Annotated in this window: 16 protein-coding genes and 2 pseudogenes; 1 reads left to right on the top strand and 17 read right to left on the bottom strand. The window is 70.4% G+C overall.

Going from position 1 to position 14583, the window contains the following annotated elements:
• On the bottom strand, positions 1-985 hold a 985-nt coding region (gene rpsB / locus JWN68_RS15140; protein WP_297740373.1), incomplete at its 3' end, for a 30S ribosomal protein S2.
• A gap of 422 nt (positions 986-1407) precedes the next feature.
• Here rpsB and JWN68_RS15135 point away from each other — a divergent pair.
• Entirely contained in the window at positions 1408-2019 is a 612-nt protein-coding gene (locus tag JWN68_RS15135) for a M23 family metallopeptidase (RefSeq protein ID WP_297740371.1), read from the top strand.
• 15 nt (positions 2020-2034) lie between these two features.
• Here the strand turns inward: JWN68_RS15135 and JWN68_RS15130 are convergent, their stop codons facing one another.
• The 16 genes and pseudogenes from JWN68_RS15130 to JWN68_RS15055 form a co-directional block, all read right to left on the bottom strand.
• Positions 2035-2982, bottom strand: coding sequence for a tyrosine recombinase XerC (locus JWN68_RS15130; protein ID WP_297740369.1), 948 nt, complete (start codon positions 2980-2982; stop codon positions 2035-2037).
• A gap of 84 nt (positions 2983-3066) precedes the next feature.
• Entirely contained in the window at positions 3067-4203 is a 1137-nt protein-coding gene (gene dprA / locus JWN68_RS15125) for a DNA-processing protein DprA (protein WP_297740367.1), read from the bottom strand.
• Positions 4200-5804 carry a YifB family Mg chelatase-like AAA ATPase gene (locus JWN68_RS15120; RefSeq protein WP_297740365.1) on the bottom strand — a complete coding sequence of 535 codons (1605 nt, stop codon included), beginning with the start codon at positions 5802-5804 and terminating at the stop codon, positions 4200-4202. The genes dprA and JWN68_RS15120 overlap by 4 nt, the downstream gene beginning before the upstream one ends.
• Positions 5804-6190 carry a YraN family protein gene (locus JWN68_RS15115; protein WP_297740363.1) on the bottom strand — a complete coding sequence of 129 codons (387 nt, stop codon included), beginning with the start codon at positions 6188-6190 and terminating at the stop codon, positions 5804-5806. Before JWN68_RS15115 ends, JWN68_RS15120 begins: the two co-directional genes overlap by 1 nt.
• Before the next feature lie 128 nt (positions 6191-6318).
• Positions 6319-6627, bottom strand: a complete 309-nt coding sequence (locus JWN68_RS15110) for a DUF2469 domain-containing protein (protein ID WP_297740361.1) — start codon at positions 6625-6627, stop codon at positions 6319-6321.
• The gene (locus tag JWN68_RS15105) at positions 6627-7367 is read right to left on the bottom strand and encodes a ribonuclease HII (protein ID WP_297740359.1); all 741 of its coding nucleotides are present in this window, start codon (positions 7365-7367) and stop codon (positions 6627-6629) included. Before JWN68_RS15105 ends, JWN68_RS15110 begins: the two co-directional genes overlap by 1 nt.
• A 13-nt stretch (positions 7368-7380) precedes the next feature.
• Positions 7381-8175 carry a signal peptidase I gene (gene lepB / locus JWN68_RS15100; protein ID WP_297740357.1) on the bottom strand — a complete coding sequence of 265 codons (795 nt, stop codon included), beginning with the start codon at positions 8173-8175 and terminating at the stop codon, positions 7381-7383.
• A 49-nt stretch (positions 8176-8224) separates the two neighbouring features.
• Positions 8225-8575, bottom strand: coding sequence for a 50S ribosomal protein L19 (gene rplS, locus JWN68_RS15095; protein WP_297740355.1), 351 nt, complete (start codon positions 8573-8575; stop codon positions 8225-8227).
• A gap of 205 nt (positions 8576-8780) precedes the next feature.
• Complete coding sequence (gene trmD / locus JWN68_RS15090) at positions 8781-9947, bottom strand: tRNA (guanosine(37)-N1)-methyltransferase TrmD (RefSeq protein WP_297740353.1); 1167 nt, start codon at positions 9945-9947, stop codon at positions 8781-8783.
• On the bottom strand, positions 9944-10501 hold the full coding sequence (gene rimM, locus JWN68_RS15085; protein WP_297740351.1) for a ribosome maturation factor RimM: 558 nt from the start codon (positions 10499-10501) through the stop codon (positions 9944-9946). The genes trmD and rimM overlap by 4 nt, the downstream gene beginning before the upstream one ends.
• Positions 10502-10575: 74 nt before the next feature.
• Complete coding sequence (locus JWN68_RS15080; RefSeq protein ID WP_297740349.1) at positions 10576-10818, bottom strand: RNA-binding protein; 243 nt, start codon at positions 10816-10818, stop codon at positions 10576-10578.
• 182 nt (positions 10819-11000) lie between these two features.
• Positions 11001-11447 (bottom strand): annotated as a pseudogene (rpsP, locus tag JWN68_RS15075) (30S ribosomal protein S16); the annotation flags it as partial.
• Between the two features lie 173 nt (positions 11448-11620).
• A complete protein-coding gene (locus JWN68_RS15070; protein ID WP_297740345.1) occupies positions 11621-12277 on the bottom strand; it encodes a GNAT family protein in 657 nt (218 codons plus the stop codon).
• Between the two features lie 110 nt (positions 12278-12387).
• Positions 12388-13461 (bottom strand): amidohydrolase family protein, encoded by a 1074-nt coding sequence (locus JWN68_RS15065; RefSeq protein WP_297740343.1) that lies wholly within the window; start codon positions 13459-13461, stop codon positions 12388-12390.
• Between the two features lie 13 nt (positions 13462-13474).
• On the bottom strand, positions 13475-13840 hold the full coding sequence (locus tag JWN68_RS15060; RefSeq protein ID WP_297740375.1) for an NYN domain-containing protein: 366 nt from the start codon (positions 13838-13840) through the stop codon (positions 13475-13477).
• Positions 13841-13845: 5 nt separating this feature from the next.
• Positions 13846-14583 (bottom strand): annotated as a pseudogene (locus JWN68_RS15055) (signal recognition particle protein); the annotation flags it as partial.

Below are 14583 nucleotides of genomic sequence, written 5' to 3'. Positions count from 1 at the left end.
CAGCCTCGGTCTCGGCGGGGGCCTCGGTCGCAGCCTCGGTCTCGGCGGGAGCCTCGGTCACCGTCTCGGCAGCGGTCTCGGCCGGAGCCTCGGTCGCGGCGTCGGCAGCGGCCTCGGCCTGCGGGGCCTCGGCAGCGGCACCGGTCGCCTCGGAGGCCGGAGCCTCCGTGGTGGCGTCGCCACCGGTGGCGGCGACGGCGGTCTTCTCGGCGTCACCCTGCAGGAGCTCGCGCTCCCACTCGGCGAGCGGCTCCTCGGCGCCGACGGACTCGTCACCGTCGGTGGCCTTGGCGCCCGAGCGGGCCACGAGGCCCTCGGCGACGGCGTCGGCGACCACGCGGGTCAGCAGGCCGACCGCGCGGATGGCGTCGTCGTTGCCCGGGATCGGGAAGTCGACGAGGTCGGGGTCGCAGTTGGAGTCCAGGATGCCGATGATCGGGATCCGGAGCTTGCGCGCCTCCTCGACGGCCAGGTGCTCCTTGTTGGTGTCGACGATCCACACCGCGGAGGGGACCTTGGTCATCTCGCGGATGCCGCCGAGGGTCTTCTCGAGCTTGGTGTGCTCCCGACGCATCTGCAGGAGCTCCTTCTTCGTACGACCCGAGCCGGCGACGGTGTCGAAGTCGACGTCGTCGAGCTCCTTGAGGCGGTTGATCCGCTGGTGCACGGTCTGGAAGTTGGTGAGCATGCCGCCCAGCCACCGCTGGTTGACGTAGGGCATGCCGACGCGCGTCGCCTGCTCGGCGATCGCCTCCTGGGCCTGCTTCTTGGTGCCGACGAACATCACGACGCCGCCCTGGGCGACCGTCTCCTTGACGAAGGCGTACGAGCGGTCGATGTAGGCGAGCGACTGCTGCAGGTCGATGATGTAGATGCCGTTGCGCTCGGTCATGATGAAGCGCTTCATCTTGGGGTTCCAACGACGGGTCTGGTGACCGAAGTGGACGCCGCTCTCGAGCAGCTGGCGCATGGTGACGACTGCCATGTGATTCTCCTGTGTGGTGGAGACGCTCTCCGTCACACTCGACCTTGTGGCAGGTCGAGCCGGGGAACGAGCTCCGACGTGGTTTCAGTTGATTGCGCCCGACGGGTGTCGGTTGCCCTGACGCTCGCGCGCGATCCGATCCGACTCAGGTGAGCCGGAACCGAGGATCGGCGCCCACGGGTGGTCGGTCTCCGGAGAGAGGCCGTCGTGGTCGGCGAGCGTGCGAAGTCAGCCCGGATCGATCTGGACGGTGCTGGGCTGCTTCGCGAATCGTAAGCCACTCGTCCATCGACGGGCCAATCGAGCCGCAGTCCAACGCAAGCCGGGCTCCGGACCGTCCACAGGCACCCGGCTCGAGCCGTCGTCCACGGGTACGCCGCCGCGCCCGTGCCGCGCAGGAGCGCTGCCATGAGGATCGGGCCATGCAGCCCTGGCGACACCTCCTTCCCGTCCTGACCCTGTCGTTGCCCGCGCTGCTGCTCGGAGTCGTCCCTCTCCCCGCGCAGGCCGAGAGCGATCCGGTCGGCGTCTGGCCCCTGCGTCCGACTCCCGAGGTCATGCATGCCTTCGAACCGCCGTCCGGGCCCTACGGCGCCGGCCACCGCGGCGCCGACCTGGCCGGCGTTGCGGGCCAATCCGTGCACAGCGCGATGGCCGGCGCCATCGCCTTCGTCGGCCACATCGCCGGCAAGCCCGTGGTGACCGTCTCCCACGGGGAGACCCGGACGACCTACGAACCCGTCTCCTCCGACCTCGAGGTCGGCGACCCGGTCCCGGCTGGCCGCCGGATCGGGTCGCTGGAGCTTCCGTTCAGCCATTGCTTCCCCCGCGCGTGTCTTCACTGGGGCTGGCTCCGCGGCGAGACCTACCTTGACCCGCTCACGCTGGTGGGCACCCGCCGGGTGCGACTGCTCCCGCTGTGGCGGGACGAGCCCGTCGACTACGAGAGCGCTCCGTGGTGGCGTCCGTCGTCCGTCGGGACCCTTCCGCTGCCGTACGCCGCCTGGTTGCCGCTGCGCGACTTCCTCCCCTGACCTCGGCACGCCCGATCAGGCGCGGGGGTGCGCCTGTCGGTAGGCCTGGCGCAGCCGATCGGTGGTGACGTGCGTGTAGAGCTGGGTCGTCGCCAGCGACGCGTGGCCGAGCAACTCCTGGACCGAGCGCAGATCGGCTCCCCCTTCGAGCAGGTGGGTCGCCGCCGAGTGACGCAGCCCGTGGGGCCCGATGTCCGGAGCACCGGGGACGTCGGCGATCCGGCGGTGCACCAACTCGCGCACGACGCGCTGGTCGATGCGGCGACCGCGAGCGCCCAGGAAGAGGGCCGGCCCGGATCCCTCGATGCGCAGGAAGGGCCGCCCGGAGGTCAGCCAGCGGTCCACGGCGCGGGCGGCCGGGTGTCCATAGGGGACGGACCGTTCCTTGCGTCCCTTGCCGAAGACCCTGACCACCTGACGCTCGGTGTCCAGATCATCGATGTCGAGGCCGACCAGCTCGCCGACCCGGATGCCGGTGGCGTAAAGCAGCTCCAGCATGGCGACGTCCCGAAGACCGCCGGGCGAGCCGTCGTCCGCCAGCGCGGCTGCCGAGCGGATCAGGTCTGCTGCCTCGTCGACCCGCAGCACCGACGGCAGCGCCTGGTGTTTCTTCGGAGATCCCAGGGATGCGCCCGCGTCGCTGGGCGCCCGACCCGTCCGCGCGAGCCACGCGGTGAACACTCGAGCAGCCGTGGCCCGGCGCGCGAGGGTGGTCCGGGACTTGCCCATGGTCTGCTGCTTGGCCAGCCAGCTCCGCAGGACCCGCAGGTCGAGGTCACCCACGTCGGAGCAGCTGAGCCGGGTCGCGTGCTCGAGAAGCCCGCCGAGGTCCCCAAGGTAGGCGCGAACGGTGTGGGGCGTCAGGTCGCGCTCGGAGATCAGGTGCCGCTCGTAGTCGGCCAGCACCCGAGCCATCGGCTCGGGCAGCGACACCCCGTCCTCGTCCCCGTCTCCCTGTGCCATGGGCCGATGGTAGGTCGGTCGCGATCCGAGACATCGGCGCCACGACGGACGTGTCGTCCAGCGGTCGTGTCGGCCGCACGTGCTTCAGGTCCCGCCGGTTCGGCCCGCTCCGGCGACCAGACGCCAGCCGTCCGCGCCCTCGAGCACCAACCCCGCGCCGGCCAGTGCCAGCAGCACGCGTTCGGTCTCCTGAACCCCGACCCCTGCGATCCGGCCGATCGACTCGCTGCCGGCACCTCGCGACACGGGGACGGCGTCGAGCACTCGGATCTCTTGCAACGAGAACCCGTCGTGGGCCCGTTCGGGGCCTCGAGGCACAGCCATCAGGTGTTCGCCGGACGCGCCGACGAGCTCGAGCACCTCGAGCCCAGAGGTGACGAGACTGGCGCCACCGCGACGGATCTGCTCGTGGACGCCTTGGGACGTCGGGCTCGTCACCGGTCCGGGGACCCCCATCAGCACCCGACTCAGCTGGTCGGCCCAGTGCGCGGTGTTGAGGGCACCGCTGCGGATCGCGGCCTCCACCAGCACGGTGCCACGGCTCAGCGCCGCGATCAGGCGGTTGCGCGAGAGGAACCGCACCTTGGTGGGCGACGAGCCCAGAGGGGCCTCGGAGACGACTGCGAAGCGTTGGGCGATGTGCTCGATGAGCTCGCGGTGCGCCGCGGGGTAGACCCGATCGGCCCCGCACGCCAGCACAGCGACCGTCCCCCCACCTGCAGCGAGCGCACCCCTGTGCCCGGCCTGGTCGATCCCGAATGCCGCGCCCGAGATGACCGGGGCACCGGCACGGGCGAGCGTCGCCGCCACGTCGGTGGCGACGTCGAAGCCGTAGGAGGTCGCCGAACGCGAGCCCACGACGGCCACCGAGGCGCTCAGCTCGCCGAGCGTCATCGGCCCGCGCACCCACAACCCGACCGGCACGCCGCCGAGTCCTTGCACGCGCTGGCCGTGTGCGAGGTCATCGAGCTGGGTCGGCCACTCCGCGTCGGCCGGGGTGACGAACCGGATGCCCTGACGCTCCGCCATTGACAACAACCGGTCCGGATCCGCTTCGTGGACCCTGTCGACGAGCTGGGGCCGGGACTCTGTGTCTGCCAGCAGCTCGTCGAGCGTCCTGATCGCGCCGAGGGTCGCCACGGCGTCCGCCACCTTCGCATCGCCCGGCTCCAGGGCATGACTCAGACGCACCCTCGCCAGGCGCTCCTGCTCCGCACTCACGAGGCCAGCTCCATGGCGGTGATCGCCACCGGCTCGCTCGAGCGCAGCGCCAGTGCCGTGCGGACGTCGGCAACGTCGGGCAGGTCGCGCCCGGCCAGGTCCGCGACGGAGAGCGCGACACGATGCACGCGCGTCAGGCCGCGGCGGGTGAGCTTCCCGTCGGCCATGGCCTCGTCGAGCACCCGTTGACCCGCCAGCGGAAGCGGCCAGCCCTCGGTCAGGGCTGGCCCGGGGACCGCGGAGTTGACGCCATACCCGAGCCCCGCGTAGCGGACCGCCTGCCGAGCGCGTGCCGCTGCCACGCGGTCACGGAGCTCGGAGGAGGTCCAGCGCGGAGCGAACCGGTCGCCGCCGCGATGCGCCGCCATGGGCTGGAGCTCTCGCCAGATGTCGATGCGGTCCACGACGGGTCCACTCAGCTTGCGTTGGTAGTTGCGCCGCACCTGGTCGAGACACTCGCAGGCATGGCCACCGGCCCGGGCATGGAAGTTGCCGCAGGGACACGGATTGGCCGCCAGCACGACCATCGCGCGAGCCGGATAGGTGGCGGACTCCTCGCCCCGGGCGATCGACACCTCCCCCGATTCCAGCGGCTGGCGCAGGGCATCGATGACATCGGCGCGGAACAGGGCGAACTCGTCGAGGAAGAGCACGCCGTGGTGGGCCAGGCTCACCTCGCCGGGTCGCGGTCTCCCGGTGCCGCCGCCCAGGATGCTCGCGCGGCTGGCGTCGTGGTGAGGGGAGAAGAAGGGCGGCCTCGTGACCAGTGCGTCCAGGGCACCGACCAGCGAGTGCACCGCCGTGACTTCCAGCGACTGCTCGAGCGTCAGGTCCGGCAGGATCGTGGGGATCCGCTCGGCCACGGTCGTCTTCCCGGCACCGCGGGGACCGCTGAGCATCAGGTGGTGCCCGCCTGCTGCTGCCACGGTCACGGCATAGATCACCTCCTGCATCCCTTCGACCTCCGACATGTCGACCTCCTCACGAAGGTCCTGGCCGCGCCAGGACAACAGCCGTCCCGACGTGGTGCCCTCGACGGGCGGCGCCTCCGGCACGGTCTCACCGCGCAGCTCGGCCACCACCTGGGCCAGGGAGCGCATCCCGAAGACGGTCATCCCCGGCACCATCGCGGCCTCGCTCGCCTGTGGCTCGGGGACGAAGACGCGGTGGATCCCACGTTGTCGAGCGGCCAGCACCATCGGCAGCACCCCGGTCACCGGGCGCAGGTGGCCCGAGAGGGTGAGCTCGCCGATGAAGGCAGTGTCGTCCAGCGCGGACTGCGGGATCCGGTGGTCGCGGCCGTTCTTGGGAGGCGTCTGGTCCGCCGACTTCACGGCCACAGCGATCGCGAGGTCGAAGTGTGTGCCGCTCTTGGGCAGGTCGGCCGGCGCGAGCAGGATCGTCACGCGCCTGCTCGCCGGCCACGACGGGACGGCGTTGTTGATCGCCATCCGCACCCGGTCACGAGCCTCCTGGAGCGCCTTGTCCGGCCGGCCGACCAGGTAGGTCCCGGGGGTGCCGGGCGAGATGTCGACCTGGACGTCGATGAGGTGCCCCTGGGTGCCCGACAGAGCGAGGCAGCGAGCGGTTGCCAGTGACATCACGTCAACCCGACCACGTGGTCGATCTCGAAGTCGCCGGCCCGAGGCACGATCACGGCTACCAGGTCAAGCCTGATGTCGTCGGGATGGACGGAGTGGGCGCGCAGCCAGCAGCTGGCCAGCCGGCGCATCCGAGCGACCTTGCGCCGACCGATCGCCTCGTGCGGCGTGCCGTAGTCGTTGGAGGAGCGCGTCTTCACCTCGCAGATCACCAGCGTGCGGCCGTCGCGGAGCACGAGGTCGATCTCGCCCTCGGGGCTGCGCCAGTTGTGGTCGAGCAGCACCAGCCCCTGCGCGGTCAGGAATCGCGCGGCGAGGAGCTCGCCGTACGCCCCCAACGCCTGGTTGTGGTTGAGTCGCGGCGGGGTGTCGATCGTGCTGTCCATGGAACCTCCTGGTGGGGAGGTCACAGCACACCGCCGGGCACGGACAGCCGCACGTGGAGCTGGGACGAGCCTGTGGAGGACGCCGCCGCACAGACCCCTGTGGACGAGTTGCGGCCCGGAAGACCCGGTCAGTCCTTGGGCGGCTCGATCTCCTGCACGCTGAGCTCCTCGACGTTGACGTCCTTGAACGTCAGCACCTTGACGCTCTTGGCGAACCTCGCCGGGCGATACATGTCCCAGACCCACGCGTCGGTCATCGAGACCTCGAAGAAGACGTCGCCGTTCTCGGTGCGGGCCCGCACGTCCACCTGGTTGCAGAGGTAGAAGCGGCGGTCGGTCTCCACGACGTACTTGAAGATCGAGACGACGTCGCGATACTCCCGGTAGAGGGTGAGCTCCATCTCGGTCTCGTACTTCTCGAGCTCCTCGGCGCTCATCAGTGATCCCTCCTCGACGGACCCTCGGCTGGCGCCGGGTCGACGTGCTCCAGCCCATTCTGCACATCAGGGCCACACTCGAGCCCGGCGGCCCGCCGCACGTTGACGAAGCGCATCCGGTGCACCGACGAGGGTCCGTTCCGGTCCAGCGCAGCGGAGTGCACGTCGGTGATGTAGCCCTTGTGCGTCTTGAAGTCATAGGCGGGGTACGTCGCATCGAGCTCGACCATCATCCGGTCACGCGTCACCTTCGCGAGCACCGAGGCGGCCGCGATACACGCCGCCACCCGGTCGCCCTTCCACACCGCCAGGCCGGGCACCTCCAGGCCGTCGACCGGGAAGCCGTCGGTCAGGACGTAGGACGGGCGGTGGTCGAGCAGGGCGACCGCGCGGCGCAACGCCTCGACGTTGGCCACGTGCATGCCCAGCCGGTCGCACTCCTCGGAGTCGATCGCGACCACTGACCACGCGACGGCGCGGCGCACGACCTGCGCGTAGACGCGTTCGCGTGCCTTCTCGGTGAGCAGCTTGGAGTCGGCCAGGCCCGGCACGATCCCGGCCCTGCCCGGCGGCAGGATGCAGGCGCCGGCCACCAGCGGACCGGCGCACGCGCCTCGTCCCGCCTCGTCCACACCGGCGATCGGCTCGATCCCCACCCGTCGCAGGGCACGCTCGTAGCCGTACAGACCGGCATCGCTGCGCACCGTCGCGCCGGGCGGCAGGTGGGTGATCACAGTCATGCGAACCGGCCGATCACGACGCGTCGGGAACGTCCTCGAACGTGCCCGGGCGGGTGATGACGTCGAAGCGCTGGCGCGGCCAGAGCAGGACGAAGACCTTGCCGACGACCAGGTCCACCGGCACGAACTCCCGGCCCGGGACGCACTCGGTCTCGACCTTGGGCTTGCACATCTTCTGGCTCGAGTCGGCCGAGTGGCCACGGTTGTCGCCCATGACGAAGATGTGACCCTCGGGCACCGGTCCGGCGGTCCAGTCGGTGCCGCACTGATTGACCATGGGGCCGTCGCACGCGATGCCCTCGTCGACCTTGACGTAGAGGTCCCCGTCGAGGGGCTTGCCGTTCACCAGGATCCTGCCCTGGTCGTCACAGCACTCGATCGTGTCGCCAGCGACTCCTATCACCCGCTTCACGAGGTGACCGCCGGCGGGATACAGACCGATCTTCGTCATCAGCTTGGGGAGGGTGGCGGTCGGCCCGGCGGCCTCCTGCGACGGCAGCCAGCCGCCCGGGTCCTTGAAGACCACGACGTCACCGCGCTGGGGCTCCCCGCCGCCCCAGTAGGAGACCTTCTGGACCAGGATCCGGTCGTCCTTGACGAGACCGGGCTCCATCGACTCCGAGGGGATGTAGAACGCCTGGAGGAAGAGCGCCTTGATCACGACGGCCAGGACCAGGGCCACGGCCAGCAGCAGGATGGTCTCCTGCCACAGCGGCAGGTGGTGGGTCTTCGCCGGCTTGGACGACGACGACCGCGGCTCCTCCGGCTGGGTGCCAGTCGGGACGGAACCGCGGTCGTGTGAAGTCACGTGCTGAGACTAACCAGTCTGTGGTCGATCTCAGGACTTTCGGCCAAGCTCAGCGCTCGCGGCGCTCCTTGATCTTGGCGGCCTTGCCGCGCAGGTTGCGGAGGTAGTAGAGCTTCGCGCGACGCACGTCACCGCGGGTGACGATGTCGATCGTCTCGAAGATCGGGGAGTGCAGCGGGAAGGTGCGCTCGACGCCGACACCGAAGGAGACCTTGCGGACGGTGAACGTGCGACCGACACCGGAGCCGTGGATCCGGATGACGACACCCTGGAACTGCTGGACGCGGGCGCGGCTGCCTTCGACGACCTTCACGTGGACGTTGACGGTGTCGCCGGCACGGAAGGCCGGGACGTCGGTTCGCAGGTTGTTGCTGACGAGCTCGCTGAGCACGTTGGTCATGGTTGCTCCCACGTGTTCGCCACAGGCCGGACACGGATGTAGTTGATGCGGATCAGTGCGGGCGGTCCCGTCATCGTGGCCGGCGGCGTCGCACACCCCCTGTGGCAGGTGATCGTCGCGGATCCCCCGGACGTCATCTTCGGGGCGATCGTTTGGCCGACTGGACCAAGGGTCGAGTCTGCCAGATGGCGACGACCCGAGGAAATCAGCGCGGGGAATCGCGCTTCTTGGCCAGCACCACGGCACCGGGCTCGCCGGGTGCGGGCCCGCGGAGTCGGTAGCCGGCCTTCTTGTACATCCGGATGTTGTCCAGGCTGCCGGCACCGGTGAAGAGCACGTATGCCGCAACCTCGGCCGGCGCCGCGTCCTCGATCCGCGCCAGCATGTCGCGTCCGAGCCCCTGGCCCTGCAGGTCGGGGGCCACCATCAACCGACCGACGTCCCAGGCACCGGCGCGCTCACCGTGCCGCTCCACCCGGCCGCGGGCGGCTGCGACCAGGCGCCCTTCGCGTCGCCGGACGATGACGGTCCACGTCCCCAGCCAGCGGCGCACCTCCTCGAGCGTCTCGTGCTGGGCATGGATCCGGACGCCGGGATTGGCCTGCTGCTCCGCCACCCAGCAAGCCAGCTGGAGGGTGAGGATCTCCCCCGCATCGGCCGGGGTGGCGAGGCGCACCTCGTCGGAACCGACGCTGGTGGGCGCGATCAGGTCCGGGCGGCGTTGCGCGGTGCGGCGTACGGCCTGCTCGTGCCGCCAGCGGGCGATCCGGCCGTGGTCGCCGGACAGCAGGACGTCGGGCACGTCGCGCCCGCGCCACGACGCAGGCTTGGTGTAGACCGGATATTCGAGGAGCCCGTCCTCGTGCGACTCCTCCACCAGCGACTCGGCGTTGCCCATGAACCCGGGGACGAGCCGCACCACGGCCTCGGTGATCGCCAGGGCGGCGACCTCTCCCCCGTTGAGGACGTAGTCGCCGAGGGAGATCTCGCGCACCGTGCCGAGGGTGGCGGCGTGCTCGATGACGCGCTGGTCGATGCCCTCGTAGCGACCGCAGGCGAACACGAGGTGCTCCTCGGCGGCCAGCTCACGAGCCGCCGCCTGGGTGAACGGCTGCCCGCTCGGCGTCGTGAAGACGATGGTGGCGCCGGCCGCCACGGCATCGAGGGCGGCACCCCACGGCTCCGGCTTCATCACCATGCCTGCGCCGCCGCCGTAGGGCGTGTCGTCGGTCGTGTGGTGGCGGTCGGTCGTCCACTCGCGCAGGTCGTGGACGGCGATGTCGAGCAGCCCCTTGGCGCGGGCCTTCCCCGGCAGGCTCAGCTCCAGGGGGCGGAGGTAGTCGGGGAAGATCGAGACGATGTCGATCTTCACGCGTCGGTCAGCTCGTCGGGGAACGGCGACACCAGTCCGGGCCGGTCGGCAATGACGACCCGCCCACCCTCGAGGTCGACCTCCGGCACGAGCGCGGCCACGAACGGCACGAGCGCGTTGCGACCGTCCGGCGTCCGCACCGTGAGCAGGTCCTGGGCGGCTCCGTGGACGACGGCGGTGAGCTCGCCGAGGTGCGTGCCGTCCTCGTCGTACGCCGCAAGGCCGATCAGCTGGTGGTCGTAGAACTCCTCCGGGTCCGCCGGCGCGTCCTCGGGACCGAGCGTCGTGTGGAGCACGAGCCCACGGACGGTCTCGGCCTGGTCGCGACCCTCGACCTCCTCGAAGGTCACCAGCAGGACGCTCTGGTGCCAGCGCGAGCGGCTCACCGTGAGACTTCTCAACGCGCTTGCCGACCCGGGCGGAGGCTCGGCCCGAAGGGTCGTCCCCGGGGCGAACCGGCGCTCCGGCTCGTCGGTCCGGACGTCGATGGTGACCTCGCCACGGATCCCGTGCGGTTTGCCGATGCGACCGACGACGACCTCGATGCTGTCCACGGGGTCAGGCTAGATGAGAAGAGCGCCCCTCCCCAGATCGGGAGGGGCGCTCAGGGCTCGTGCGTGTCTGCGACTCAGCGCCGGCGGTCGACGTCCACGAAGTCGACCCGCGCGCCGGCGCGGCCCGCGAGGGCCGAGACGACGGTGCGGAACGCCGTGGCCGTGCGGCCGTTGCGACCGATCACCTTGCCGAGGTCGTCGGGGTGGACCCGGACCTCGAGGATCGAGCCGCGTCGCAGCTCCTTGTCGCGGACCGAGACGTCGTCCGGGTTGTCAACGACGCCCCGGACGAGGTGCTCGAGTGCTTCGGCGAGCATGGTGCTCAGGCCTGCTTGTCCGCGTCGACGCCGGAGGTGTTCTTGCCGGCCTCTTCTGCAGTGACGTTCTCGAGGTCCGCAGCAGCCTCTTCAGCACCCTCGGGGGTCTGCGACGCCGGCACCGGAGCGGTCTGCGTCTCGGTCTCGGCGGCGTCGGCCTCGACGGCCTCGGCGGTCGGCTCGGCCGACGCCTTCTTGGCGGGAGTCGTCGCGGACGGAGCCTCGGCCTCAGAGGCCTCGGTCTTCTTGGACGCCTTCTTGGTCGTCGCGGCAGCCTTGGGCTCGCTCGCGGCGTCCTTGAGGGCCTCGTTGAAGATGTCGAGCTTGTCGCGCTTCGGCTCCTTGACCTTCAAGGTGCCCTCGGTGCCCGGAAGGCCCTTGAACTTCTGCCAGTCACCGGTGATCTTGAGGATGGCCTCGACGGCCTCGGTCGGCTGCGCGCCGACGCCCAGCCAGTACTGCGCCCGGTCGGAGACGACGTCGATGTACGACGGGTCCTCCTTGGGGTGGTACTTGCCGATCTCCTCGATCACACGACCGTCGCGCTTCTTGCGCGAGTCGACGATGACGATGCGGTATTGCGGGACCCGGATCTTGCCCAGGCGCTTCAAACGGATCTTGACGGCCACGTGTGTGGTGTCTCCTTGCGAGTGGAAGTGGGTGAGGAGCCTGAAGACCGGGTGGGGACCGGACAGGACTGCCTCGATGGCGCACCAACGACCGAGATTAGAGGGTCCGTCCGCTGGCGCGACTCAGCGCGACATTGTGCCAGAACGCGCCAGCGCCGCCCAATCCGGCCTGCTCAGGAGGCGACGTCCAGACCGATCAAGCGGCGGAAGGCGTCGACGCCCTCCACCTCGAGCGCCTGGGGACCGCGCCGGAACGCCGCAGGCGTCAGCACCAGCTGGGTCATCTCGGCCTGCTCGCCGCGCCGCTCGAGCCGCCTCGTGCCGTTGGCGACGTGGCCGACCTTCGCGCTCACGGTCAGCGAGGCCGGGTTGTCGCTGAAGGCGCCGGAGGTGATCTCGGTGAAGTCGAGGTGGTCGAAGAGGAAGGCGCACATCACCTGGCGCATGACGGTCCCCAGGCCCTTCCCCTGGTGGGCGAGCCCCAGCCACGACCCGGTCTCACCGGTGCGGGTGACGAGGAAGTCCGAGGTGGTGACGCCCTGGACACCGACCACCCGTCCGCGGTGCAGCACGGCGAGGTTGAGGGCCCACGAGCTCGGCGAGAACTCAGCGCGGGTGCGCCAGTGATACTGCGCGAACGAGCGGCCGAAGTCCTCGGGCGCCGCGTCCGTCCACGGGTAGGTGAACGGCATCCGGTCCGGGTGGTGCACGCCGCGAGCCGCCAGATCCGCGAGCTCCGCGACGAGGTCGTCGGTGACCCCCCGCAGCTCCAGGTCTCCACCGCTGACGCGGAGGCCGAGCGCGGGCAGGAGGTCGGCGACGTCGGTCATGGTCGCGAGTCTGGACGGAGCCGTGAGTGCGGGTCCAATCGATATCCACCGAACGCCCTTCGTCCCCCGTACGGATCACCAACGCTCGTCGTCGGACCCCCAGCGTCGGGTCAGGCCACCACGCGTCCACGGAGCACGACGCGCGAGGGTTCGCGCAGCACCGTGAGGTCGAGCAGGGGGTCTCGCGGATAGACGACGAAGTCTGCCGGCGCGCCCTCGGCGAGGGTGGCGTTCCATCCAAGCCACTCGCGGGCACGCCATGACGCGGCACCGAGCGCGTAGTCGGCCGGCATCCCGAGCTCGCGCATGGCCAGCACCTCCCCCGCGATGTTGCCGTGCCGGCTCACTCCCCCGCCGTCCGAGCCCGCGTAGAGCACGACCCCGGCCTCGTACGCCGCCATGATCGTCTCGCGCTGGCGGGCGTGCAGGTCGGCCATGTGGTCTGCGTAGGCCGGGAATTTCGCGCGCCCTGCCTCGGCGTACTGCGGGAACTTGTCGATCTGCATCACCGTCGGCACGAGAGCGATCCCGCGGTCCGCCTTGGTCTGGGCGAGCTCGGTGGAGAGGCCGGTGCCGTGCTCGATGCAGTCGATGCCGGCCTCGATCAGCCCGTGGAGCACGGCCTCGCCGAAGCAGTGCGCTGTGACCCGGGCGCCGAGCTCATGGGCGACTGCGATGGCGTCGGCGAAATCGGACGCGGGGAAGGAGGGCGCCACGTCGCCCTCGTCCCGGGAGATCCAGTCGCCGACCAGCTTGACCCAGCCGTCGCCCCGCCGCGCCTCCTGCGTCACGGTGGCGACGAGGTCTCCCGGCTCGATCTCGTGGGCGTAGTTGCGGATGTAGCGCTTCGTCCGGGCGATGTGACGGCCCGCACGAATCAGCCGGGGCAGGTCCTCGCGGTCGTGGACCCACGACGTGTCGGCGGCAGAGCCGCAGTCCCGGATCAGCAGGGCCCCGGCGTCCCGGTCCTCGATCGCCTGGGCCTCGATCTCCGCCTCGCCCACCGCTCCGTGGTCGTCGAGACCGATGTGGCAGTGGGCGTCGACCAGGCCGGGGACGATCCACCCTTCCGCCTCGGCGCTCGCCCCGTGCTGCGGCTCATAGGTGATCGTGTCACCGACGACGTAGAGGTCACGAGCCTCGCCGTCGGGAAGCACCGGTCCGCGGAATCGCATCGCCGTCATGAGGCGACCGTACCTACAACTGTGACAGGAGCCAGGACGGGCTCATCGCCATGGCTCCGAGACCCTGGACGCGTGCCTGCAGGAAGCGGTCGGCCGTGATCACGGTGACCCGTTGGCCGCGTTCGACTGCGGCGGAGACCTGCCGCTCGATCTCCGAGTCGCCGTCCTTGGGAGCGTGTACGACGCGCACGTGGGCGTCGCGCCCGGCCCGCGCGCCGCCCTTCGCAGCACCCTCGAGGACCAGGACGACCTCGTCATGCGGGAGGTCTGCCACCAGGAGCTCCTCGTGGAGACGCCGCGCGGCCCCGGGTCGGTCCTTCCACCACCCGTCGGCGCGAGCGCCGACGACGTTGGCGGCATCGACCACGAGCACGGACATCCGCGTCACTTCAGGAACTTGGAGAAGTCCTTCGGCAGGTCGAGAGCGGCGGCTGCCTTCTCGTAGTCGACGTCCTCACCAGCCCCGCCGAACGGGTTGGCGGCCTTGTCGGCTGCCGCAGCCCTGGCGGCTGCCGCAGCCCTGGCGGCCTTGGCCGGGTTGCCCGAGGCGCGCTTGCCCTTGGCCTTCTTGGGGGCCTGCTTGGCCTTGCCGCGCTTGCCGCCACCGACGGCGCCCACGCCCGGCATCCCGGGCATCCCGGGCATCCCGCCGCCCTTCATCATCTGCTGCATCATCTTGCGCGCCTCGAAGAAGCGGTCGACCAGCTGGTTGACGTCGGAGACCTGCCGACCGGACCCCTTGGCGATGCGGGCGCGACGGGAGCCGTCGATGAGCTTGGGGTTGTCGCGCTCGGCCGGCGTCATCGACTGGATGATCGCCTGGATGCGGTCGATCTCGCGCTCGTCGAAGTTCTCGAGCTGGTCGCGGAACTGCCCCATCCCGGGCAGCATCCCCATGATCTTCGACATCGAGCCGAGCTTGCGCAGCTGTTGCATCTGCTTGAGGAAGTCGTCGAGGGTGAAGTCGCCGGTCTGGACGAGCTTCTCGGCCGCCTTGCGCGACTCCTCCTCATCGAAGGTCTTCTCGGCCTGCTCGATCAGGGTGAGCATGTCGCCCATGTCGAGGATGCGCGAGGCCATTCGGTCGGGGTGGAAGAGGTCGAAGTCGGTCATCTTCTCGCC

This window comes from Nocardioides sp. (assembly GCF_025964975.1).
In the GTDB taxonomy this organism is placed as follows: Bacteria; Actinomycetota; Actinomycetes; order Propionibacteriales; family Nocardioidaceae; genus Nocardioides.
This window is presented reverse-complemented; position numbering and strand designations above follow the sequence as displayed.